The organism is Larkinella fluvii (genome assembly GCF_051857545.1).
Taxonomy (GTDB): domain Bacteria; phylum Bacteroidota; class Bacteroidia; order Cytophagales; family Spirosomataceae; genus Larkinella.
On the sequence record NZ_JBPZHB010000001.1, the window covers coordinates 596,594 to 620,050 of the forward strand.

Here is a 23,457-nt window from a genome sequence, read left to right on the forward strand (position 1 = left end):
TGTGTGATGACGGAAAATATACCGACCCCAACCGTGACAACAACCGTTGACTTTAATCCGTTTGCCGGACCGGAAATTGCGCGCGTAGCGCCCAGTACGGAACCGCAAAAAGAAATCTGGACGGCTTGTCTGCTGGGTGGTGACAACGCCACCCGTGCTTACAACATGCTGACTTCGGTCGTCTTTAAAGGCGTTTTCGACCGGGTTGCCATGGAGCGGGCGATCCAGACGCTGGTCGACCGGCACGAAGCACTGCGAATGGTTTTTAGCGGAGATGGGGAATATCTGTGCATTTACAAAGAACTGGCGATACCGGTACCCTATCTGGATATTTCGACGAAGACGGACGAAAAAAAACAGATTCTGGTGGACAATTATATTCAGAAAGAGACTTTACACGTCTTCGATCTGCTCAATGGTCCGCTGTTTAAAACGGCGATATTCAAACTGGCTGATGACGAACACCGCCTAGTTTTGACCGCCCACCACAGTGCGCGGGATGGCTGGTCGATGGGAGCGATGCTGCTGGATCTGAGCGCTCTTTACTCGGCTTACGTTCTGGGAATGCCCGTGACATTGCCGGACGCGCCTTCGTTTGCGCAATACGCCATCGAACAAGCCGACTTTTCGCAGAGCGCAGAGTACCAGCGCATTGAGAATTTCTGGATTAATCAATACAAAGAAAACGTCCCGGTTTTCGACCTTCCCACCGATTTCCCGCGCCCCGCCACCCGCACGTTTGAAAGCGGTCGGCTGGATTACCCGATGGACAGTGAACTGGTGCTGGCCATCAAAAAAATGGGATTGAAAGCCGGGTGCAGCTTCGTAACGACCCTGCTGGCCGCTTTTGAAGTGCTGCTGCACCGGTTGTCTGGCCAGGAGGACATTGTCGTGGGTCTACCGGCTGCCGGGCAATCGGTGACGGGAAACAACCGGCTGGTGGGCAACTGTGTCAACCTTCTGCCGTTGCGCAGTCATCTAAAACCGCAAAGCACTTTTATCGACTTTCTGAAGACGTGCCGCCGGTCGGTTTTTGACGCCTACGAACACCAGCGGCTCACCTTCAGCGATCTGGTCAGAAAGCTGAACATTCCGCGCGATGCGTCACGGATCCCGCTGGTTCCCATCGTTTTTAACATCGATATGGGAATGAATGACGGCGTTCATTTTCAGGGCCTGACGCACGAATTGATCAGCCATCCCAAAGCGTACGAAAACTTCGAGCTGTTTTTCAATGCCACCGGTTCCGAAAAAGCCCTGACGCTGGAATGCGCGTATAACACGCAGCTTTTTAGGGCGGAAACGATGGGTCGGCTGATGGATGATTTTACCAATCTGTTAAAAACCGTTGTCGCAAACCCGTCCGTGATGATCGGGGAGATTCCATTTGCTTCGGAAAACAGACTGAGCGAACAACTGGATCAGTGGAATGATACGGAAGCCGATTATCCGAAACAAACGCCCCTTCACGATCTCATTGCCCAAACCGCAGCCAGATACCCGACTAAAACCGCCATCCGGTTTAACCAGCAGGAAATCAGCTACCGGACCTTGAACGAAACCGCCAATCAGTTGGCGCACCACCTGATTCAGACCGGGATTCAGACCGGGGATATTGTCGGCGTAGCCGTCGACCGTTCGCCGGAAATGGTGATCGCGTTGCTGGCCGTTCTGAAAGCCGGAGCCGCTTATTTACCGCTCGATACGGCCTACCCGCACGAACGGCTTTCGTTCATGCTGACCGACTCGTCGGCCAAACTTCTCCTGACGTCGGCCAGCCAGCAGGGTCGGCTGAAAAGCGAGTCGCCCGAACTGGTGATTGAAAAAGCCCTGGCGGATTCAAAAACACTGTCGAAGGAAGAACCGGTGGGCCGGGCTGCGGGGCCGGACCTGGCGTATGTGCTCTACACCTCCGGTTCGACGGGAAAGCCGAAGGGCGTTCTGATCGAACACCGGAATCTGGTCAATTTCATGTGGGGCATGATGACGGCCCCCGGTATCGGCGAAGACGACGTATTGCTGGCGGTTACGACCATCTCATTCGACATTGCCGGACTGGAGCTGTTCCTGCCCCTGCTGGTAGGTGCCACCGTGTTGCTGGTAGATCTGGCCGTTGCCCGCGATGGCCGGTTGTTGCTGGATGTGGTTCGCTCCGAGCGGGTTAACATTGTTCAGGCCACCCCCTCGACCTACCGGATGCTGCTCGATGCCGGCTGGGACAGCCCGTTGCCCGTGAAGGCGCTTTGTGGCGGAGAAGCCCTCTCGAACGATCTGGCCGATAAACTGACGACCCTCTGTGCAGAACTGTGGAACGTGTATGGCCCGACAGAAACCACCGTTTGGGCCACCGTCAAGCAGATTGTGAAAGGCGAAATCATCACCATTGGTCGGCCCATCGGCAACATGAAAGCCTACATTCTGGACGAATTTCTGAAACCCGTTCCGACCGGCACGGTGGGCGAAATCTACATCGGCGGTGATGGCGTAGGGCGGGGCTATATGAACCGGCCGGAGTTGACGACAGAGCGGTTTTTGAAAAATCCGTTTGACAAATCGACCGACGGCACCATGTACCGCACCGGCGATTTGGGAAAATTTCTGGAAAATGGCGAAATCCAATGCCTGGGCCGGATCGACCATCAAGTGAAAATCCGTGGACACCGGATTGAACTGGGCGAAATCGAGAACATCATCGGCACCATCGCCGAGGTGAAGCAAACGGCGGTGATTGCCCATGAGACCCGCTCGGGCGATCAGGTGCTGGTGGCCTACGTCGTGCCGGAGTCGGTTCCGACGAACGATAAAGCCCCCAGTTGGCAGGAACGCTGGGACATGATTTACAACGTTGGGGTCGAACACGAAAAGGAGCAGAAGTCGTCGGAGCAGGTGCTTGAACTGGCCATTGCTGAGCAGTTGAGCGGTAAAAAAGACGTCAAGGAAGAAATTGACGACTGGGTACAGCAGTCGATCCGGCGCATCAGGGCGTTGGGTCCGAAACGGATTATGGAAGTGGGTTGCGGAGCGGGGCAGTTGCTTTTTGAACTGGCACCCGCGTCGACGCTCTACATCGGAACGGACTATTCGGCGACGGCCATCGAAAATTTGCGGGAGAAGCTGGCGCTGGATGCGGCCAAGTGGCGGAATGTGAAAACCGCCGTTGGCAATGCCGACGATTTCAGTGCGGTTCCGGACGCTTCGCTCGATCTGGTGCTGATTCACAGCGTGGCCCAGTATTTTCCGGATACCCAGTATTTGCAACGCGTGATTGAGGAAGCCGTTAAAAAAGTGGCACCGGGCGGTTGTATTTTTATTGGGGACATGCAGGGCAAAGGAACCCTGCGGATGCACCACACCTTCGATCAGTTTCCCCGTTCATCGGCCGAAAATACCGTTGCGGACTTCAAAAAGATCATTGACCGGCGGTTGTTCATCGAGGATGAGCTCATGGCTGACCCGGCTTATTTTTACGTTCTGCCGCAGCTCATTCCCGCCATCTCGGCGGTCGATATTCAGCTTCGCGAAGGGAAATTCCTGAACGAAACCACGAAACACCACTACGACATCTGGTTGTACGTCGGCAATCCGCCCGAAGTGGCCGAAGCCGATGCGGTCATCGACTGGAATCCCGACTACGCCCTGGAGAACCTTGAACAGAGCCTTTCGATCCATTCCGGGGCGGTGGTGCAACTTCGTCATGTTTTCAACAGCCGCACCGCTGAAGATTATACGCTGATTCAGGACATCGACGGTTTAAGCGATGATACCCTGCTGGTGGAGGCCAAACAAAAATTATCCCCCGTGCCGGTCAGCGTCGACCCGGCAACCTTGTGGGCGGTGGGTGAGAAACACCGGTTTACCACGCACGTCCGCTGGGCGGGTGATGGTTCCGATAATCGGCTGGACGTTGTTTTTATTCCGAACGACCAGCCGAACCGGATTCCGGCCCGGCCTGCGTCCATTTCGGTCGAAAACGTATCGCTGACGGACGTCTCCCGCAACCCCTTCAAACACAATCTGGTGGTTCCGCAGGAGCAGCTTCAGGTGTGGAAAGAGCAAATCCGGCAGCACCTGCCCGACTACATGGTTCCGAACAACTTTGTGGTGCTGGCCCGGATGCCCCTGACGCCCAACGGGAAAATAGACCGGAAGGCGTTACCCGATCCGATGCTGGACGAGGTCGAAAACCGCAGCAATTTTATGGCCCCGCGGACCGACGTCGAAAAACTGGTGGCCGACATCTGGATGGAGTGTTTACGGCTGGAGAAAATAAGCGTACTCGACAACTTCTTCGAACTGGGCGGGCACTCGCTGATTGCCGTGCAGGTGATGACCCGGCTGGAGAAAAAAACCGGCAAGCGACTGCCGCTTTCGCTGTTGTTCGAATACCCGACCGTCGAAAAACTGGCTTCGACCTTGCACATGAACGGCCGGTCGGTGAGTTGGGATTCGCTGGTGCCCATCAAACCGCAGGGAACGAAAACGCCATTGTACATCGTCCACGGAGCCGGTTTGCACGTGTTGCTGTTTAATACCCTGGCCATCAACATGCACCCGGATCAGCCGGTTTACGGACTTCAGGCCAAAGGAATCAACAGCGACGACGAGCCGCTGGACAGCATCGAAGCCATTGCGGCTTATTACATCGACGCCATCATGGCCAAAAATCCGGATGGGCCGTATGCACTGGCGGGTTACTCCTTCGGCGGGATCATTGCCTACGAGATGAGCAGACAGTTGAAAGAGCGGGGCAAAGAGGTGAAGTTGCTGGCGATGTTCGATTCGTACGCCGATCAATCGAACTTCTACGATCCGTGGTTAAAGCGGGTGTGGACCGATTCGACCACCTTGCTGAAGGAGCGGCTGTATATTTTTACGCTGCTGCGAAAATACCCCCGCGAAACGATCAAAGAGAAAGCCGAATCGCTGAAACGCAAAGTCAATCAGTGGTACCGTCGGATTCGGTATAATGAAGATTACCTGAAAGTGTTTCATGGCAATTATTACAAAGTCAATGAAACAAACCGGATTGCGGCCCGCAACTACCGCCTGGCTCCTCAGGACGTTACGATCACGCTTTTCCGGGCCACCAAGCAAATTGCCTACAAGAAAGACTTCGAATTTCTGGGCTGGAAACCGTTTGCGCGCAAAGGCATCAAAATCCATGAAGTTCCCGGCGATCACATGAATTTATTCACACCTCCCAATGATAAGGAGTTTGCCCGGATTCTGCAGAATGTGCTGGATCAATGCTAAACCGGCACACGGTTGTGTTTTGAATCAGACTCTGCAAGCACGAATTAGGGTACTGAGTAGCGTTTTTGATTGCATCTTATCCATCTAACCATATAGCTATGTTTCTAACTCTAATGAAATCCAAAATTCACCGAGCCCGGGTGACGCAGGCCGAATTGAACTACGTTGGTAGCATTACCATCGACGAAGATCTGATGGATGCGGCCGGTATGCTTGAGCATGAGCAGGTTCACATTGTGAACAACAACAACGGGGAACGTTTGATCACGTATGTGATTAAAGGAGAACGCGGTACGGGCATCATCTGCCTGAATGGGGCTGCCGCCCGCAAGGCGCAGATCGGCGACATCATCATCATTCTGTCTTACACCATGCTGGCCGCCGATGAAGCTAAATCGTACAAGCCAGTGGTCGTTTTTCCCGATGGGAACAACCGTCTGGTGACGGCCTGATTGCATTAACCCAACTCGAAAAACGTACCGTAACACAGAACGCTGACGGTTTTAGACGCGCCAGCCTTTCTTGAAAACGCCCGGTAAGGTTCGCCTTCCGGGCGTTTTTTATGGGAAAAATGGAAGGAGTCGATCAGGAAGCCGCATTTTTTCCGAAGGAGGCAATCCAGAAAATCAGGCTGAAAAAAGCCGTTAAACCACCGATGACAATCAGTCCCCATTTCAGCACCGGCATAAAATTCCACTTCGTGAGAAAGAACAAAGCGGCTACAACGGCACTGGCGAACAATGCCAGATAACCCAGGCTGATGAAGACGATATAGCCGCTGCCAACGCCCGAATTGCGACTGTCGTGGTAATCGACCGCTTCGCAAAGAATCGTCACCAAAATCACAATGCCAACGCAACCGCCCAGGACAATCCGGAGCAACCACCACCACGGGCTGCCGGGAGCCCAGAAGAGGGGAACAAACGACAACCACACGCCAAGGAGCGGCAAAAACCAGCCAAAACTCAGCAATTGCTCATTGCCGGCATCCGTACCCGGGTTGCGAGCCGCCAGCAAGGCGGTAAAGGCCAGCATCAGAACCCAGACCAGTTCGGGACCGGCAAAATAGGAGACGGTGCGGTTCATGAATCAAAACGCTTTGTAATTTTTCACCTCGTCCTGAAGCGACGCCAGCACACTTTTGAGGTGTTTGTCGAGTTCTGTATACATCGCCCGTAAATCCTTGTCATTCTTCTGGCAATAGACTTCAACCGGAACGGACTTTGAATCAATACCACCTTCGATGAGTTCAATATGCGTGATCGTTGCCCGGTATTTGCGGTTGGCGCATTCGATGACGAAGGTGTAGCGGAAGGAATAAACACCGCCGGCGGAGGTTTCGGAACGCGGCAGGGTGACGACCTGAACGGCTTTCCCGACCAGATCACCGGTTTCCTTGTCACTCACGTTGAAGGTTTCGCCAGCCGACCGGAACGACTTTGCGGCCCACAACCGAGCGCGTCGGAACAGGTCGATCTGCGACACACTGCCGCAATCGACGACTTCGGCGTAAGCCACTTTTTGATTGAGGACGGGTAAAATGCCGTGGATTTTGCCGTCGGCAACCACGGGTGGACAATCGGCCTTGGCGGGTTCTGCGTTCAGCATACCGGCAAGCAGCAAGGTAAAGAGGATCAATTTCATCGTAGTGTATTTGTTATTTCCGGTCAAAAATACGGTTGCGAATACCGCCAAGTCCAGCCGGAAGCGATACCGGGCGGTGTTGGGTGAATAAGCAGGGTCGAAAAGCGGATAATTGACGGATCGATGCGGGCAGGGAGAAGAACCGCAGGTGGAAAAAAATGTACTACTTGATCTCCTAATACTTCAAAAAACCTTTCTGTATTTTTTACAATATGAAACCTTTCCCTATTTTTGGTGAAAGCCACCACTGGCACACCAACCTTTAGCCGAAATTTTTATGAATCGTATGCTTACCTCCAGCGGGTTGCTGATCGCGGCCCTACTACTGGGTTTTCAGACCCTGGCGCAAACGCCCCCGCGGCAACCCACGCCCAACGATACGCTCAAATCGCCCAAAGTGCTGACCAACAACCGGGTTGCGATTCAGCTTTACGCGCCCAAAGCCAGCGAGGTGACGGTGGTGGGCGACTTTATGACGGTTATGAAACCGCTAAATCTCACCAAAGATGCGAATGGCGTCTGGTCGGTGACGGTTGGCCCCCTGAAACCCGATTACTACACGTATACGCTGACGGTCGATGGCGTTCGGACGATGGACCCCAAAAATCCGGTGATCAAGCAGGGGATGAGCAGTCTGGAAAATGTAATGGCGTTGCCGGGAGCGGAGACGGTTTTTCAGGACAACCGCCCAGTTCCCCACGGCGAAGTGCGGCAGGTCTGGTACCAGTCCAATACGCTGGGCATGGCGCGCCGGATGCATGTTTATACGCCACCGGGCTACGAAAAAGGGACGACGAAATACCCGGTTTTTTATTTGCTCCACGGCGGGGGAGATGACGATTCCGGCTGGCCCACGGTCGGTCGCGCGGGGTTCATTCTCGACAATCTGCTGGCGGCCGGGCAGGCCAAACCCATGATTGTGGTGATGCCCAACGGCAGCATGCCGCTTCCGCCCTCATCGGGAATGCCCAATCCGGCTGCGATGCAGCAGATGCGGGCGTTGTTTGCCGATGAACTGCTGAAAGAAATCATGCCGTATGTGGAGAAAACCTACCGGACGCAGCCGAATCGCGAAAACCGGGCCATTGCCGGGCTATCGATGGGCGGTTTTCAAACGCTGGATTTGGCCTTGTCCCGGCCCGAACTGTTCAATTACGTGGGCGTGTTCAGCTCCGGTTTTTTCGGCGCGACCATCGACGAAGCCGAAACCAAATACGCCCGTGCGCTGAACGATCCCGGTTTTAACAAAAACAAGAAGCTGTTCTGGATTGAAATTGGCAAAGACGATTTTGTGATGGATGCCAATAAAAAAACGATGGCGTTGCTCGATAAACACCAGATCAAGTACCAGTACAAGGAAACGGCGGGGGGGCATACCTGGACCAACTGGCGGCAGTACCTCAACGAATATGTGCCGTTGCTTTTCCGATAAGGGCTTTCTGATTTGCTCAACTTTTGACCAAAACCGTCCATGAAATCATTTCGTTACCTTCTCTTTTTCACTCTGTTGCTGACTGGTGCTGTTTCGTTCGGTGCCAAAGTCGATTCGCTGGACATTCCCAGTGCGGTGATGCAGAAAACCCTGCGTGCGGCTGTGGTATTGCCGAATTCCTATGCCAAAAGCAAAGCCGCTTACCCGGTTTTGTACCTGCTCCACGGCGGGGGCGGGCGGTTCAGCGACTGGCTATCGAGTACGCCCGACAAAATGCTGCTGCACAACCTGGCTGATCAATACAACCTGATCATTGTAACCCCGGAGGGCGAAAACCTGAGCGGGTACCTGGACAGTCCGTTTCAGAAAGACAGCCAGTTTGAAACCTATCTCACGAAAGAGGTGCTGGCGAAAATCGACCAAACGTACCGCACGATTCGGGATCGGAAAGGGCGTGTCATTACGGGTCTGAGCATGGGCGGACACGGGGCCTTGTATCTGGCGACGCGCCACCCGGATCTGTACTGTGCCGCCGGGAGCATGAGCGGTGCACTGGATCTGAACCCGACGCACTGGCGGATTACGCCCGAATTTGCCAAACAGATTGCGCCCCGGTTTGAGCGGATTCTCGGTCCGCTGGGCAAAACGCCCGATCCGTATGCCGATCATTCGGTGGTTTTTATGGCCGATAAAATGAAAGCCAACGGACTGAAGCTGATCATCGACTGCGGGGTGGATGATTTTCTGATCGAGCCCAACCGGGAGTTACACCGGCGGCTGGTCTACAACCAGACTCCCCACGACTACACCGAACACCCCGGCGGGCATACCTGGGACTACTGGGAAAACTCGCTGCCCTACCACCTTTTGTTTTTTCACAAGGTGTTGAAAACGAATGGCGTGACGGTTGCGCAATAACATGAAGGTATTTGAAGGGTCGGATGAAACCAACCGGCCTTTCAAATACGGCCTGGAGTACCAGTCTTCATACTATGTCGAACAAATCAGCCGGAAATGAGTTTTAAGAAAAACGAGTTTTTCTCGGTCCTGGGAAAGTGCGACAACGCCCCTGTTGTACAGGCGTCTGCCCGTTAACAGATTTTTATGAAGCCACTTGTATTGGTAGTTGACGACGATGAAGATGACTTGTGGCTGATGCAAAAAGCCATGTTGCAGATTGGCGGCACCTGCCAGCTCAATCCGTTTAGCGATGCAGCCAGCCTGTTGACCTATCTGGATAGCACCGTAGCGGTTCCCAATCTGATTTTAATCGATTATCACCTGCCCCGGATGGATGGGCTGGAACTGACGGAATTGCTCCGGTCGAGACCCGCGCTGAAAAGCGTGCCGTTTGCCTGGATGAGCTCCGAAATCGACCCCACCTGGGAGGTTCGCTGCCGCGAACTGGATGTTTCCTGGTGCTGGGTCAAACCGACTGACTACACCGCCTGGCAGGAATTTGTCCAGCAGATTTGTGGCCCTCTGTTTGATTCGCGATCAGGATAGGTTTGTGCGCCAGTGGTAGAGCAGGTTGGCCGACCAGCCAATGTCTTTAAAATAGCCCTTTTGGTTTTATCGGTTACCAGAAAGAACTTCAAAAGACATAAAGAAAGCTTAGGGCAACCGTCGAATTCAATTCGAGTCGAAGACTGAATCAAAGAGGGCAAGTTGTGATTTGCGTAACGCATGAGCAAATAGGATCAGTTTGACCAGGAGCTCGCCATTTCATGATACAAAGCCTGCACTTGCCGCTTTTCATAGGGGGTTGTCAACGTCTGCTCCGCAAATTGCAACAGAAGGCGGGCCTGTTCGCGAATGAGGGTCTTCCGATCATCGTCCAGGCACTGGCTACCGACTAAAGACAGCGCACGCATCAAACGCCGGATTACCGCGTGATTTCCTTTGGCATTGATCCGGATCAGATCGAAGGTTTGCCGGAGGTAATGATCAAAGCCAACGGGCCGGATCAGGATACGAAGTTGCCCGTTATCGGTGCGAAACGGCGCAGGAAAATTTCGGGATGCCAGTCGCTCCATAATGGCACCTGCGTAGTCTATCGCCATAATTGCGGTCGTCGTATCGTTAATCCCGGGAGAAAGTGCTTTTAGGGCAATATCCACCAATTGTTGAATTCCGAAAGTGACATCCTGTTCGATGTTTCGATGGCGGCCGATCGCTATTTGATCCAGTAATTTATGAAGATGGTTGGAATCGAAGTTACCGGGCTTTTCGCCGTTGGAACACACACTGAAAAGCAGTGCTTTTTCGCCAACAAAAGAGCCAATGGCCTGCTCTACACGCAGTAAGGCCCGGTGGTCGATCGCCCAGCGAAGTACCTCATCCAGGTCGATGTGCTGAATGTAGCCCGCCTTTGTGGATAAAACCGGTTGCCAGCCGGACTGGGTCTCGACACGGTGCCAGCGAGCAGCATCTCCCGGAGGTGTTTCAACCGGTTTTTCAGATTCACGGGGAAATAGCTCATCGATTACCTTGATCGTTTCGCGGCTGATGTGTTCCACAATCGTACCTGTCTGCAGGGATTCGGCGATGTGATGAATAAAAAAAATGAGGGCGGCCACGCCCCCCAACGCCAGGAGCAATCCCATCAAAACCGCTGTTGACGGGACAAACTTTTGTTCTTCGGTGCCGCGAATGGTTCCGAGTACGATGAGACAGTAAGCGAATACGCCAACAAAATAACCCATAACAACCTGATTGCTGCGGTCGCGCATGAAATTGCGCAGCACTCTGGGCGAATATTGGCTACTTACCTGGGTAATGGTCGAGAGGGTCAAGGAAAAAACCAGGGCAGCGACCGTTAACATGGATCCGGCAATGGCCGTTAACATGCTCCGGGAGCCTTCGGCCCCTGCACCGAATAAGAGCGGAAATCGCTTGGCGCCATCAAAGGACGTTTCAGCGTCGAAGGTGATCAATCCGTAGGCCATTCCAAAGGAGGCCAGCACCATGAGCGTTGGAACGAACCAGAGCGACTCCTGTAGGGATTGCCAATACTGATAAAGTCGGATTTGCATTGTACGGGAGTGCTCTAAAAAAATAAGTACTGAAGCTTCAACTCCCTCACTGGCGAAAATGTTGGTTTTAAAAATTGAACGTTTTCACAATGATTCTGGCGTTGGTCCATCTTCAAAGTTGAAAAAACCAGAAACTATCCCGAAACTTAAATCTGTAGACCCCAGATAGGTATTCCCAATATTATCGATCCAGCCTGGAAGGTTCGCTGCCGGGAACTGGATGTTTCCCGGTGCTGGCAAATCTAAATGGATCATAGCGGCTCCTTTCTGCTAACTATGCACGCATGGCTACCTGCTGTTGATTGGGTGTAGCCGGGCGATTTGGACAGCCATACCTTTGTTGCGTCCAATAAATCAATCACAACAAAAACAACTACAATGAACCAGTTAATGAAATCGAGTGCTATTGTTTTACTTAGTCTAAGTGTAGCAACAGGCTTAACCTCCTGTGACAAAAACCAGGTAGTAGATCCCCTGACACCAGCAGCCAAACCAACCGACCGCGAATCGGTAATGACCAACAGCCAGGTCCAGATGCGCAAGCAGTATCAGGTGAAGAGAATAGACGGGTCGGACTCGCAGGGAAATGCCCACCAAATTACCTTTCAATATCCTCGGGAAGGAGGAAAGGTAGCGACCGTGCTCCGGGGTTCCTCCCAACGTTTCGACTATACGTACGGCAAAAATACCATTACGGCAACAATTTCTAAAAAAAACAACAACGGTATTTTTCAGAAACAATCCGTATGGACTTATAAGTTGGATGGCAGTGGTCGGTGTTACGAGGCCAAGTACCTCAATTTCAGCATGGACGGACAGCCTGGCAGCTATGAGCCGGTGCTGACTTATCACTACAACGGGGCAGGCAAATTGATAGCCATCAAAGAAAATGGCAATGATAAGGTTGTTTTGACCTATAATGCGGAAGGTGACCTGATTAAGACCGTTAGTGAGCAGGACTTTGAGACAACTTTTTCTTACGATCAAGTCGGCCCCTACGCGGGCAATTTGCAATCGACGGGGCCTGGCGGCCAACTTTGGACAGGTTTAGTGGTGGATAACCTACCACTCAACCCCTGGAATCTGTCATACATCGATGAGTTTCAACCCATTTTTGGGAAGCTACGGACGCACCTTCCCCGACGCTATCAAACCCGCTTTATCCCGACGAATACGATCGGTTTTGATTGGTCATATGGGTATATCCTGAACGAGGACAATCAGATTGTAGAAAGCAATCGGATTACGAACCAAGGCCTTACCATGAAGGATATTTATACCTACAATGTAACCCAACTCAACCAGGGTCAGCAGTAATTTCCCAAACTGAACAAGCTTTTCCCATTCCTAAACATCGGTCTTTCGAGATTTAGGAATGGGAAAAGCATTTTTATGGAGTAAAGCTATTTCTGATTTGGCATTTGATTTGTAAGACGAGAATATTTTGACCCGATACTGACTACCTGCTTCGAGGTAACCAAATCGGCACCTGCCTAGACGAATGGGGTTGCAATACGACTCATACCGCAATGCCAATCATTTATTTTAGCACTAATAATTCACACCGGCAGATAAACCCGAAACGTGCTGCCCTGCCCGGGCTGGCTGTGGGCGGAGATGGCTCCACCGTGGTTCTCAACTACTTTTTGGCAGATCGCCAGGCCCACGCCCGTGCCGCTGTAGGCCGATTTCCCGTGTAAGCGTTGAAACACTTCAAAAATTCGGTCGGCGTGTTTTTCGTCGAAACCAATCCCGTTGTCGATGATGCTGATCAGGTGGTAGTGGCTGGCCTGCCGGATGGGGCGCACACTGGAGGGTAAATCGGAAGCGGACCGTTTCGCGTAGCTGATCTGAACGGCGGGCGCGGAGTCCGGTTCTCTGAACTTGATGGCATTGGACAACAGGTTCTGAAAGAGCTGCCCCAACTGAGACGCATCGCCGTTGATTGTCGGCAAATCGTCGCTTTGGATCACGGCCCCGGCCTGCTGAATCTGCCATTCCAGCGTTTCCAATACCTTCGCCAGAATGGTGGGTAAGGAAACCGGCTCAAAAGTCTGTTGGCGGGTGGAGATGCGGGAATACGCCAGCAAGTCCTTGATTAACTCCGACATCCGCCCCGCCGACGATTGCATGCGGTTGATCAGATCCAGGCCATGGTCGCCCAGGTTCGAGGCATACTGGCTTTGCAGAAGGCTGCCAAACGACTGAATTTTGCGCAGCGGTTCCTGCAAATCATGGGACGCCACGTAGGCAAACCGCGTCAGGTTTTCGTTCGAGCGGAGCAAATCCTGGTTCGATTCTTTCAGTTCCCGCGTTCGCGCCTGCACCTGACTTTCCAGTTCGGCTTCAATTCGTTTCTGTTCGTGAATGTCGGTGGCCGTTCCCACCCAGAGCGTAATGGCCCCGGTTTCGTCCCGAATGGGCAGCGCCCGGTTCAGATGCCAGCGGTACATGCCATCGGAACCTCGCCGGTAGCGGTTTTCGACCACAAACACCTCCCCGGTTTTGAGCGATTTAAAATAGGTTTCCAGGGTACAGGGCAGGTCGTCGGGATGCACCACGGCCTGCCAACCCCAGGCTTTGGTCTGCTCATAATCCAGCCCGGTATAAGTGTACCATTGCTGGTTGTAAAAATTGACTTCACCGGCGGGCGTATTCGTCCAGGTCATGGGTGAAATGGCCTCCAGAAGCGTGCGAAACCGCAATTCACTCGCTTCCACGTTCCGGCGGGCCAACACCTGTTCGGTTACGTCAATGGCCACGTCCAGAATCGCATACACCTCACCGTCGGCATTGCGCAGCGGTTTATACGTAAAATTGAAATAATAAATGCCGGGTTTGCCGTCCACCACCAGCACAGCTTCGGACTCCTGCGACGAAAATTCGACACCGGTTCTGTAAACCTCATCCAGAATATCCAGGAACGGTTGCCCTACCAGCTCAGGAAGGGCTTCCCGGAGCGGTTTTCCGATAACCGTATCTCCTTTCCCCCAAAACTTCAGCATCGCTTCGTTGGGCAGTTCGACGATCATATCCGGGCCGACAAACAGGCTCATGGCTGCCGGTGCTTCTTCGATCAGGTTGCGAAACCGCTGTTCACTTTCTTTCAGTGCCATTTTTGCCTGGACCTGAGGAGTTACCTCAGTAGCCAGCACCATGACGTCGGTGATGTGCTTCCCGTTTTCCCGCAGCGGTGCATAGGCAAAATTGAAATAGGCGTCTTCCCGTTGACCGTTGCGCTGCAGTTGCGCCAGCGTTTCAAACCCGTAATGGGGAACGCCCGTTTCATAAACGGTTTTCAGTAAGTCGATGAATCCCTGATCCTTGAGTTCGGGCAGGGCGTCGGACAGGGGATGATTAAGAATGGAGGCATCTTTTCCCCAGAGCTCCAGCATAGCGTTGTTGGCGGTGTCAATTACCAGATTTTCGCCACTCAGAATGCTGATGGCTACCGGAGCCTGGGCAATGAGGTTTCCAAAATGCTCGTCCACCCGTGCCATTCCTTGGGCCGTGCTGTCCTGGGCGTCCCCGCCCTTTCCTAAATCTGTATCCACAGGTAAATTTCTTCGCTCATATACGTAATATACCCTTAAAAATAACCAAATGTAGCTGAATTATCAGCGATTGCGACCATTTCGGTAGTCCGTTCGGTAGTCTTTTGGAATAACCGGCTGATATTCCGGCCCGGGTGTTTTCAAACCGGGAACTAAAAAGCGGCTTTCGAATCTTTTCAGTGCAATATTGCTTACTTTAGACGATGTACGCTGAATCAACTTATCAGGCGGCCCGGCTGGTATCCGGAACCATAGAAACTTATTTTGCCCATCATTTTGCGACAGCAACCCGCAATGGCGGGGAGGACACCGGGCATCAGCCTTATGCGCCGGAAATTGAAGCCATGATCGATACGGCTTTCTGGGCCAGCCTGCGACACGAAGAAGGGGTTTCTCCCAAAGTGACGCTGGCCTTTTTGCCCCCCGAACAAGCGGGCGAACCCCTGATTTTTGGGTATCGCCTGCGGTTTACCCCCGCCGTGCTGACCAAACTGGCCCCCGCCGTCGAGCGCCCCGGAATTCATCTGGGCGTCTGGCACGAAAACGAGGAATTGTACATCTGGGGAACCACCCGTGAAATTCCGGGCAACTGCCTCGTGCTGGAAGTGATCGAACCCGGTCTGCTCGTCATCAAACACCGGCGGATGGACGGTTTTGGCAAGTTTGTCAACGTCGCCATTCTGAAAGGCGATCAGATTAAAATCGTGGACGAGGGCACCGCCCGGGCGCCCGATTGTCCGGATGTCGTCACGTCCATGCTCGGTTTCAAACTGCCGTCGTTCTGGAACGATTCGATGAATATTCTGGTCCAACTGGCGGTGTCCATGCGGGCACACGGCCGGGGCGGTTCGCTGCTGGTGGTTCCGTCGGTCAGTCAGTCCTGGCGTGATTCCATTCTTCAACCGATTTTATATCCGGTGGTGCCGGTGTTTTCCCGGCTGGCGGATCTGTTGCAGCAGGAATCAGACGCGGCCAGCCAGAACGTATGGCGGGGAGCGGTTAATCTGGCCGTCGAGGCCATTGCCGGTCTGACGTCGGTCGATGGCGCGACCATCATCAACGATCGCTACGAAGTGCTGGGATTTGGTGCCAAAATAGGCCGCTCCGAAACCACCGACCGGGTGGAGCAGATTATCATGACCGAACCGGTTATTGGCAACAAACCCGCGAAGGTACAACCCACGCAGACGGGCGGAACCCGGCACCTGTCGGCAGCTCAGTTTGTGTTCGATCAACGGGATGCGGTGGCGCTGGTGGCTTCGCAGGACGGTCGTTTTACGATATTTACCTGGTCGGAAACCTACGGGATGGTACACGCCCACCGGGTCGATTCGTTGCTATTATAAGCTACAAATCCGCTTATTTTAAGCGGATTTGTACCGGTTGCTAAACTTATGTAACGATTTATTAATACAAGTTACTTGTATTCTGCTTTTCTACGTATTTTAGTAAAACCTCACGTTATCTCTGAAGGATGCTCCACCGTCCCAAACCGAATCGCTATTACCTCATTCACAATGAGCCCGTCCTGTTGACCGAAACGCTTCTGAAAGAACTTCAGCCGCCCAATCGTCCCCAGCCCATCAAGCTCACCAAACCCTGGCTCATCGCTTTTGGCTACTGGCCGGACCCTTCTGCCAACTCCTGGATTTTTGAAGATTCCCGCCTGATTCCGGGCATGAATTGCTGGCTCTGTGTGCAAACCCGCCGGTATCTCCAGTATGTCCATGAGCTTCAGGATTTGTTTGAAGAAGAATACGAATACACCGAACTGCGGCTCCGGACCGATCCGAACAAGCTGCACCTCCCGACCATTCGCCAGCAGTTGGCGTAACGTATATCTTCCGAGCGTTTCTACTTTACCGAAGACGTCAGCTTCGTGTATTCTAGGGTCGGAATGATAATTCCCGATGCCGATTTGATAACGAGTTTGGTGAGGTCTGTATCCGGGAAAAAGATGTCCGTCATCACAGTCAGTCCGCCGTCGGCAAATAGCTCGACCGAAGCCACATCGACCAGCAGCGTGAGCGAAATCTGCGGATCAACCGACAACCGTGGGGCCGTATGCCGCTTGCCAAAGCCTTTCTCAAAACCGGTTTTTCCCGCTTTGCTCCGGTCGATGTAGTACGCATTCGCGGTTTTATCATACCCGATCACCACCTCATTCCCCTGTTCATTGGCCAGCACAATGGCAAAATCGCCGGCGGTTTTGGTGGATAGTTCCAGCCGGAACAGGCCCGATTCATTCCGGGTTTTGGCCGTCAGCTCATAGCGGTCTTTTACCGTCAGGTCGTTGACCAATACGGTTTCCTGATTCAGAGCGCCGAGTTCTTCCACCGGTACCGACGTCAGAAATAATTCTTTGTTCACTTCTTTCAGGCCCAGTTCACGCGGCACGGTGGTGGCACTACGCCAGGAATTGGTCGGCACGACGTTGGCATACTGCCAGTTGCTCATCCAACCCATCAAAATTGTGCGGTTACCGGTATTCGAGAACGTCACCCCGGCGTAATTATCGGTTCCGTAATCCAGCCACTTCGTTTCGGTCGAATACGGTTTGAAGGTTTTTCCGTCGAAATCGCCCACGAAATACTGGGTGGCCGAGCCGCCATTCGGTCCGCCGGGGTTGATGCTCACCAGCAACGTCCAGACGGTTTTGCCGTTGTGGGTCAGCGGGAACAGATCCGGGCATTCCCAGACACCACCGTGCGCACCGACCGTGCTGCCAAACTCACTTTCCCGGGTCCAGTTTTTCAGGTCGGGGGAGGAATAAAACGTGATCCGGTCTTTGGTCGCCAGCGTCATGATCCACTTCTTCTGCGGTTCATACCAGCGCACTTTCGGGTCACGAAAATCGGTAATGCCGGGATTGGGCAACACCGGGTTTCCGGCGTATTTGGTCCAGGTTTTGCCTTCGTCGAGGCTGTAGGCCAGGCTCTGGTATTCGTGTTTTCCCGTCTTCTGTTTTTCCAGAACCGGGTTGTGGTGCGTAAAAATGGCCACCAGGGGCGTCTGTCCGTTTTTGCCAAAACCGGTCGTGTTGTTCACATCGACTACCGCACTCCCCGAAAAGATATACCCCAGGCTATCCGGAAAAAGGGCAATCGGCTGTTCCTGCCACCGCACCATATCCTTGCTGGTCGCGTGCCCCCAGTGCATCGGCCCCCAGGTGGTGCCGTCGGGGTAATACTGAAAAAACAGGTGATACGTCCCATTGAAATACACCATTCCGTTGGGATCGTTCATCCAGTGCGCTTTGGGCGAAAAATGGTACTGCGGGCGATGGGGTTCCGGACTTGCCGCAACGACGGGTTGATTCATCTGGCTAAAGGAAAAGGAGTTGCTCAGGAGCAACATACCAACGAAAGCGAGCAAGTTATGCATACGGATAGGATTTGTCAATGTACAAAATAGGATGCATCGGGCGGCAGATGGGGCCGGAAGGGGCTACCGAAGCAAAACCGCATCCCGGCCATCATCCACCTTTCACATAGGTATAGCACTCGGTTAAAATCCGGGGTTCTGCTGATACAGACCCTTCGTAAAATTGATTTCGCGCTGCGGAATCGGCAGGTATTCGTCGCGCCCCGCCGTAAATTTGGCTCCGCTCAGAAACGACCGCCGGGTTTTCTCCTTGGCAATGTAGGCATTCAGCGTCGGTTCGGCAATGCCCCAGCGAACGAGGTCGAAGAAGCGCGGACTTTCGGTGGCAAACTCCAGCCGCCGTTCAAACTGCAGGGCTTTCCGGGCGTAGGCCTGTGTCCAGTTCGTGGCCTCATACGGTTTGATCAGGTAGTTGGACGGGTTGGTGCCATCCGCCTTTTTGGTGCGCCCGGTGCTGGCGGCTGCCCGCGCCCGGATCTTGTTGATCAGCGGTAAGGCCAGCGCTGGTTGCCCCAGTTCGATGTAGGCTTCGGCCTGCCAGAGCAGCACGTCCGCATACCGGATGATGTCGATGTTTTTCGACGTACCGATAAACGGCCCCTGCTTTTTATAGGTCGAACTGGTCGCGGCCTGTTGTTCTTTCATGCTCTGAAAAAAACCGTAGACACCCGGATCGCGCACCCAACTGTTGCTGAACAGAATAGCCGGATTATATTTGTAAGGGTGGCCGTCGATGCCGATGGTGTGGTCCACACGCGGGTCGACGGTGGCGGTTTTGAAATCGATCACGGCATCGTTGAACGTATCGAGTTTGGGCAACCCGTTGGCATCGGTTCCGAAAGCGTTGGCGAGGTTCTGGCTGGGCTGGTGAAAACCGCAGCAGCCGTATTGCGGAGCGCCGTGGGGGTAGTTTAGCCCGGTTTCGAAGTTGAGCCGCCCCACCGTCGTTCCGTCGTTGATCGAATACTGAACCGCAAAAACCGACTCGACGCCGTTGTCGAATTCCGGCAGGAAGTTCTCCGCAAAATCGGGTTGCAGGTTGTATTTGCCCGAGTTGATCACCAGATCAGTCAGCTTCACGACTTCCTGCAATTTGGTTTTATTGATGCTCGTCACCTTGTTGTTATCGTCCTGTTCGTAAGCCTGATACAACCGCAGTTTGGCCAGATACGCAGCCGCCGACAGTTTGTTGGCGCGGCCCACCTGCGTCTGTTTTTCGGGCAGATTGTCCACCGCAGCCTGAAAATCCGTCGCAATTTTGTCCCACAACTGATCATTGGTCATCGCCCGGTTCGAAACGGTCAGAATCTGCTCGTTCGACAGCGTTTCATCGATGTACGGAATGTTCTTGAACAGCATTTTCAGCATGAAATGGGCGTGTCCCCGCAAAAATCGCAACTCTGCCAGCCGGGTTTTCCGCTCCGGAAAACTCGCATCGGTCAGGGCCGTGATCGAACGCAGGGCCACGTTGGCGCGGGAAATGGCTTTGTAGTAATTCTCCCAGGTGTACGGGTGATACAAACCGCCCCCCTGCTGGGGTTGCGTCAGGTTGTGCTGCTCGTAGAAGTTGAGGTCTTCCAGATCGGCCACCCCACCACCGCCTTTGTAGGCATCGTCGGACCGGATGCTGCCGTAGACCCACATGCTGGCGATGGGGCCGATCATTTCGCCGTTGCCAATGGACGCATAAGCCGCTGTGACGAGCGCATCGGCATTCGCGGCACTCTTGACATTGTCGGACGAAAGTGTGCCTTGTGGCTCGTACTCCAGAAAGTCTTTGCAAGCGGAAGTCAGTAACGTTCCGGCGGCAATCAGAAGAAGGGAAAGTGCTTTATTTTTCATGATTTGAAGGCTTTTGAGCGGTTTACGGTATTCGGTTTGCCGTTTTCGGTTGGCTGACGCGTTCTTGTTCGTTCGTCAGCTACCGAAAACTGTAAACCGAAAACCGAAAACGTTAGAATGACACATTTAAACCAAAGGTGAACGTACGCGGTACGGCGACGGCGTTGACATCGACCCGCTCCGGATCGGGACCCAGGAAGGTTTTGCTTTTCAGCCAGAACACGTTTTCGACCATTCCGTACAGGCGTAGACTCGTCAGCCCCACTTTCCCGATGACATCTTTGGGGAAGGTGTAGCCCACCTGCACATTCCGGATTTTGAAATACGAGGTGTTGACATTGAAATAATCCGAGGTGCGCGTCTCGTTGTTGCCATCCGACAGCGTCAGCGACGGAATCGTCGATGCGGTATTCTGCGGACTCCAGGCGTTGAAAACTCCCGGTCCGACGTTGTCGCGTCCGCGGATGAAGTTATTGTAGAACGTGTAGGAGTCGAAACCGGTCCGGCCGGCAATCCCCGATCCGAAGACCGAGAAATCGAAGTTTTTGTAACCCAGATCGATGCGGGTTCCGTATTCCAGACCGGGCAGTGTGGTTCCGAAAAACTCCTGATCCAGCGCGTCGATTTTCTTGTCGCCGTTGAGGTCGCGGTACCGGATTCGGCCCGGAGCGGCTCCCACCTGCGTCGCGTGGCTGTTCACTTCTTCCTGATTCTGGAAAATACCGTCGGCGCGGTAGCCGAACAGATCCAGTTGCGAATGCCCGATGATGGTCGTAACCGCATTGCCCGCAAAAGCCGAGCGAACTTCTTCCGGCAAAACCGTTATTTTGTCGCGGAACCGGGCAAAATTCGTCGAGATGCTGTAGGTAAAATCGCCGATGGGTTTGCCAAAATAGGCCAGCGAAAGTTCGAAGCCCTTGTTGGTTTTGGTGGCTCCGTTCACAAATTTTAACTGCCCTTCACCCACCGCCGATGCGACCGGCGGTTTGATCAGGATGTCTTTGGTTCCCCGGGTAAAGTAATCAAACGACCCTGCCAGACTCCCGTTCAGGAAGGCAAAATCCAGACCCACGTTCAGTTCATTGGTGGTTTCCCACTTGAGGGCGGTATTTTCACCCTGCGTTTGCACGAAGCCCGAGGGGAGGGTTCCGGCACCGGCCCCGTTCAGATCGTAGGCCGTTCCCACGTTCCAGTATTGATCAAAAAAACCGTTGTGACCATTCGGCACCTGCGACGCCAGGGTTCCGTAGCGTGGTTCGAACAACCCAAACCGGGCCAAATCCCCGATGTCCTGGTTGCCAATCCGACCGACGCCCGCCCGCAGTTTCAGGTTGCTGATCGCCCGAACGTTGCTCATGAACGCTTCCTTGTCGATCCGCCAGCCAACCGAAGCCGACGGGAAAAAACCGTAGCGGTTGTCGGCACCAAATCGCGAGGAACCGTCCCGGCGCAGGGTCACAGCCGCCAGGTAGCGATCCGAAAAACCGTAGTCGATCCGGGCAAATTGCGAGAGCAGGCGGCTGCCGGTCGAGGTGCCGTTGCTGCTGGCGTTGCCCGACGCGGCACTCAGCACAAAGAACTCTTCCGACTGAACGGCGAAGTTTTCCCGGTATGATGTCACATCGTTCAGATTATCCCGGATGGCTTCGACCCCGGCCAGCAGTTTAAAATTATGGTCGCCGAGCGCGAAATTGTACCGCAGGGTATTGGTCCAGGTCAGACTCAGAAACTTGTTGGTATTGAGCGTGAGGCTGTTGAGCGAGCGGGCGATGAAACCGTTCTGGAACGATTGCTCGATGTTTTTGTTGGAATAGCCGGCATTATCCATCCCCAGCGACGACCGGAAAACCAGCCCGGCGAGGGGTTCGATTTCGGTGAAAACGTTGCCAAATACGAACGTCCGGTTGATCTTGTCCCAGCGGTTGATGTACTGCATAAACAACGGGTTGTTTCGGTCGGAGTAGCCTGAACCGATCGGTCCGGCATAGTCACCGGTTTTGGTATACACCGGGATGGTCGGAGCCAGCGTCACGGCCAGACCGGGGGTTGGCGCTCCGCCGAGATCGGTCGCGATGGGTGTTTCGCGGGAGCTGGTCATTTGTAGATTCACCCCAAATTTGAACCGGCCGTCGAATTTGCTGGTCAGTCCGTTGATGCGGCCCGTCAGCCGGTCATACCCCGTGTAACGCAACATCCCCGAATTATTCAGGTAACTCACATTGACCAGAATCGAGGAGGTTTTGGTTCCACCCGTAATCGTCAGGTCGTTGTTGGTGACGTAGCCCGTTTTGTAGACTTCTTTCTGCCAGTCGGTATCGCCCGCCGGGACATTCTGGTCGCCCCCGACAAACGGTTTGACGGTAACGCTGTTCAGGACCGGATTCTGAAAGTTTTTGTTCCAGTCGAAACCGTAGATGTCGCCGTAGCCGGAAGCCGGATCGACGCCGTCGTTGACCGACGCCTGCCAGAGCGCCCGCCCGCGATCCACGGCGTTCAGCATCTTGAACCGTTGCGGTTTTTCGGTTTGCGCCGAGATGCTGGAATTGAACTGAACGTTCAGCTTGCCGTCGGAATTTGCTCCGTTTTTGGTCGTCACAATGATGACGCCGTTCGACGCCCGCGACCCGTAAATGGACGCCGATGACGCATCTTTCAGCACCTGAATCGACTGAATGGCCGTGGGGTTCAGGCTCTGAAACACCTGCGACCGCTTGGTCGGCATTCCGTCGATGATGTACAGCGGATCGTTGTTGCCCAACGTGTTGGCACCGCGAATCAGAATCCGGCTGGCGTCGCCCGACGGCGTTCCCGATTTTTCAATGTACAAACCCGGCACGCGGCCCTGCAAAGCCTGCATGGGATTCCCGGAACTGGTGTTTTTGGTGGCTGCCACTTCGATCACGGCGATGGCCCCGGTCAGATCTTCTTTTCGCGCGGTGGTGTAGCCCAAAACGACCACTTCATCGAGTTGTCCGCCGGACACCAGCGAAACCGTCACCGTCGTAAGCCCTTTGACCGGCACTTCCTGGGTCAGATACCCGATAAAAGACACCTGAATGGAGGTTGAACTTTCCGGGATTGTGAGCGAAAACTTGCCTTCCGCATCCGCCGAAGTACCGGTGGTCGTTCCAGGAACGACGATGCTGGCGCCCACCAGCGGCTCGTTATTTTTGGCATCCAGGACGGAGCCCGAGAGCTTGCGCTGGGACCAGGCCAACGGTCCGATCAGCAACAGGGCCGTCAGGATAAACAGCGTTTTTCTTAAGTTCATGGGAGTACGTTTTAAAATCATAGGAATCAGGATGGTAGGGAA

General features: G+C 53.8%; 15 protein-coding genes. 8 read left to right on the forward strand and 7 right to left on the reverse strand.

The features are described 5' to 3' along the window. The first annotated feature begins 6 nt into the window (after positions 1–6). Together ACS5NO_RS02480 and panD are read left to right on the forward strand one after the other, a co-directional pair. Complete coding sequence (locus ACS5NO_RS02480; protein ID WP_439413674.1) at positions 7–5,253, forward strand: non-ribosomal peptide synthetase; 5,247 nt, start codon at positions 7–9, stop codon at positions 5,251–5,253. Between the two features lie 98 nt (positions 5,254–5,351). Next, positions 5,352–5,705, forward strand: a complete 354-nt coding sequence (gene panD / locus ACS5NO_RS02485) for an aspartate 1-decarboxylase (protein WP_114406898.1) — start codon at positions 5,352–5,354, stop codon at positions 5,703–5,705. 133 nt (positions 5,706–5,838) lie between these two features. On the opposite strand, the gene ACS5NO_RS02490 is transcribed toward panD, so the two are convergent. Further along, entirely contained in the window at positions 5,839–6,339 is a 501-nt protein-coding gene (locus ACS5NO_RS02490; RefSeq protein WP_439413675.1) for a hypothetical protein, read from the reverse strand. A gap of 3 nt (positions 6,340–6,342) precedes the next feature. Continuing rightward, positions 6,343–6,897 carry a DUF4468 domain-containing protein gene (locus ACS5NO_RS02495; RefSeq protein WP_439413676.1) on the reverse strand — a complete coding sequence of 185 codons (555 nt, stop codon included), beginning with the start codon at positions 6,895–6,897 and terminating at the stop codon, positions 6,343–6,345. Between the two features lie 277 nt (positions 6,898–7,174). Here ACS5NO_RS02495 and ACS5NO_RS02500 point away from each other — a divergent pair, with 277 nt between their 5' ends. From ACS5NO_RS02500 to ACS5NO_RS02510, 3 genes are all read left to right on the forward strand, one after another. After that, positions 7,175–8,329 (forward strand): esterase, encoded by a 1,155-nt coding sequence (locus ACS5NO_RS02500; protein WP_439413677.1) that lies wholly within the window; start codon positions 7,175–7,177, stop codon positions 8,327–8,329. 39 nt (positions 8,330–8,368) lie between these two features. After that, positions 8,369–9,247, forward strand: a complete 879-nt coding sequence (locus ACS5NO_RS02505) for an alpha/beta hydrolase (protein ID WP_439413678.1) — start codon at positions 8,369–8,371, stop codon at positions 9,245–9,247. A 186-nt stretch (positions 9,248–9,433) separates the two neighbouring features. After that, a complete protein-coding gene (locus ACS5NO_RS02510) occupies positions 9,434–9,835 on the forward strand; it encodes a response regulator (RefSeq protein ID WP_439413679.1) in 402 nt (133 codons plus the stop codon). A 194-nt stretch (positions 9,836–10,029) separates the two neighbouring features. Here the strand turns inward: ACS5NO_RS02510 and ACS5NO_RS02515 are convergent, their stop codons facing one another. After that, positions 10,030–11,364, reverse strand: coding sequence for a DUF2254 domain-containing protein (locus ACS5NO_RS02515; RefSeq protein ID WP_439413680.1), 1,335 nt, complete (start codon positions 11,362–11,364; stop codon positions 10,030–10,032). 321 nt (positions 11,365–11,685) lie between these two features. Here ACS5NO_RS02515 and ACS5NO_RS02520 point away from each other — a divergent pair, with 321 nt between their 5' ends. Further along, positions 11,686–12,681 (forward strand): hypothetical protein, encoded by a 996-nt coding sequence (locus tag ACS5NO_RS02520; protein WP_439413681.1) that lies wholly within the window; start codon positions 11,686–11,688, stop codon positions 12,679–12,681. A gap of 242 nt (positions 12,682–12,923) precedes the next feature. On the opposite strand, the gene ACS5NO_RS02525 is transcribed toward ACS5NO_RS02520, so the two are convergent. After that, complete coding sequence (locus ACS5NO_RS02525) at positions 12,924–14,918, reverse strand: PAS domain-containing sensor histidine kinase (protein ID WP_439413682.1); 1,995 nt, start codon at positions 14,916–14,918, stop codon at positions 12,924–12,926. Between the two features lie 203 nt (positions 14,919–15,121). Here ACS5NO_RS02525 and ACS5NO_RS02530 point away from each other — a divergent pair, with 203 nt between their 5' ends. Next, the gene (locus ACS5NO_RS02530; protein WP_138993733.1) at positions 15,122–16,264 is read left to right on the forward strand and encodes a putative sensor domain DACNV-containing protein; all 1,143 of its coding nucleotides are present in this window, start codon (positions 15,122–15,124) and stop codon (positions 16,262–16,264) included. Between the two features lie 128 nt (positions 16,265–16,392). Beyond that, positions 16,393–16,752, forward strand: coding sequence for a hypothetical protein (locus ACS5NO_RS02535; RefSeq protein ID WP_114406907.1), 360 nt, complete (start codon positions 16,393–16,395; stop codon positions 16,750–16,752). 20 nt (positions 16,753–16,772) lie between these two features. Here ACS5NO_RS02535 and ACS5NO_RS02540 read toward each other — a convergent pair whose 3' ends face one another. The 3 genes from ACS5NO_RS02540 to ACS5NO_RS02550 form a co-directional block, all read right to left on the reverse strand. Then, the gene (locus ACS5NO_RS02540; RefSeq protein ID WP_439413683.1) at positions 16,773–18,302 is read right to left on the reverse strand and encodes a glycoside hydrolase family 32 protein; all 1,530 of its coding nucleotides are present in this window, start codon (positions 18,300–18,302) and stop codon (positions 16,773–16,775) included. A gap of 123 nt (positions 18,303–18,425) precedes the next feature. Then, positions 18,426–20,144, reverse strand: coding sequence for a RagB/SusD family nutrient uptake outer membrane protein (locus tag ACS5NO_RS02545; RefSeq protein ID WP_439413684.1), 1,719 nt, complete (start codon positions 20,142–20,144; stop codon positions 18,426–18,428). Positions 20,145–20,256: 112 nt separating this feature from the next. After that, a complete protein-coding gene (locus ACS5NO_RS02550) occupies positions 20,257–23,415 on the reverse strand; it encodes a SusC/RagA family TonB-linked outer membrane protein (protein ID WP_439413685.1) in 3,159 nt (1,052 codons plus the stop codon). Between the last annotated feature and the right edge of the window lie 42 nt (positions 23,416–23,457).

Coding starts and splice junctions, on each gene's coding strand:
- ACS5NO_RS02530 (WP_138993733.1), top strand. CDS start 15,122: ATGTACGCTGAATCAACTTATCAGGCGGCCCGGCTGGTATCCGGAACC.
- panD (WP_114406898.1), top strand. CDS start 5,352: ATGTTTCTAACTCTAATGAAATCCAAAATTCACCGAGCCCGGGTGACG.
- ACS5NO_RS02550 (WP_439413685.1), bottom strand. CDS start 23,415: ATGAACTTAAGAAAAACGCTGTTTATCCTGACGGCCCTGTTGCTGATC.
- ACS5NO_RS02510 (WP_439413679.1), top strand. CDS start 9,434: ATGAAGCCACTTGTATTGGTAGTTGACGACGATGAAGATGACTTGTGG.
- ACS5NO_RS02505 (WP_439413678.1), top strand. CDS start 8,369: ATGAAATCATTTCGTTACCTTCTCTTTTTCACTCTGTTGCTGACTGGT.
- ACS5NO_RS02490 (WP_439413675.1), bottom strand. CDS start 6,339: ATGAACCGCACCGTCTCCTATTTTGCCGGTCCCGAACTGGTCTGGGTT.
- ACS5NO_RS02535 (WP_114406907.1), top strand. CDS start 16,393: ATGCTCCACCGTCCCAAACCGAATCGCTATTACCTCATTCACAATGAG.
- ACS5NO_RS02515 (WP_439413680.1), bottom strand. CDS start 11,364: ATGCAAATCCGACTTTATCAGTATTGGCAATCCCTACAGGAGTCGCTC.
- ACS5NO_RS02495 (WP_439413676.1), bottom strand. CDS start 6,897: ATGAAATTGATCCTCTTTACCTTGCTGCTTGCCGGTATGCTGAACGCA.
- ACS5NO_RS02480 (WP_439413674.1), top strand. CDS start 7: ATGACGGAAAATATACCGACCCCAACCGTGACAACAACCGTTGACTTT.
- ACS5NO_RS02500 (WP_439413677.1), top strand. CDS start 7,175: ATGAATCGTATGCTTACCTCCAGCGGGTTGCTGATCGCGGCCCTACTA.
- ACS5NO_RS02545 (WP_439413684.1), bottom strand. CDS start 20,144: ATGAAAAATAAAGCACTTTCCCTTCTTCTGATTGCCGCCGGAACGTTA.
- ACS5NO_RS02540 (WP_439413683.1), bottom strand. CDS start 18,302: ATGCATAACTTGCTCGCTTTCGTTGGTATGTTGCTCCTGAGCAACTCC.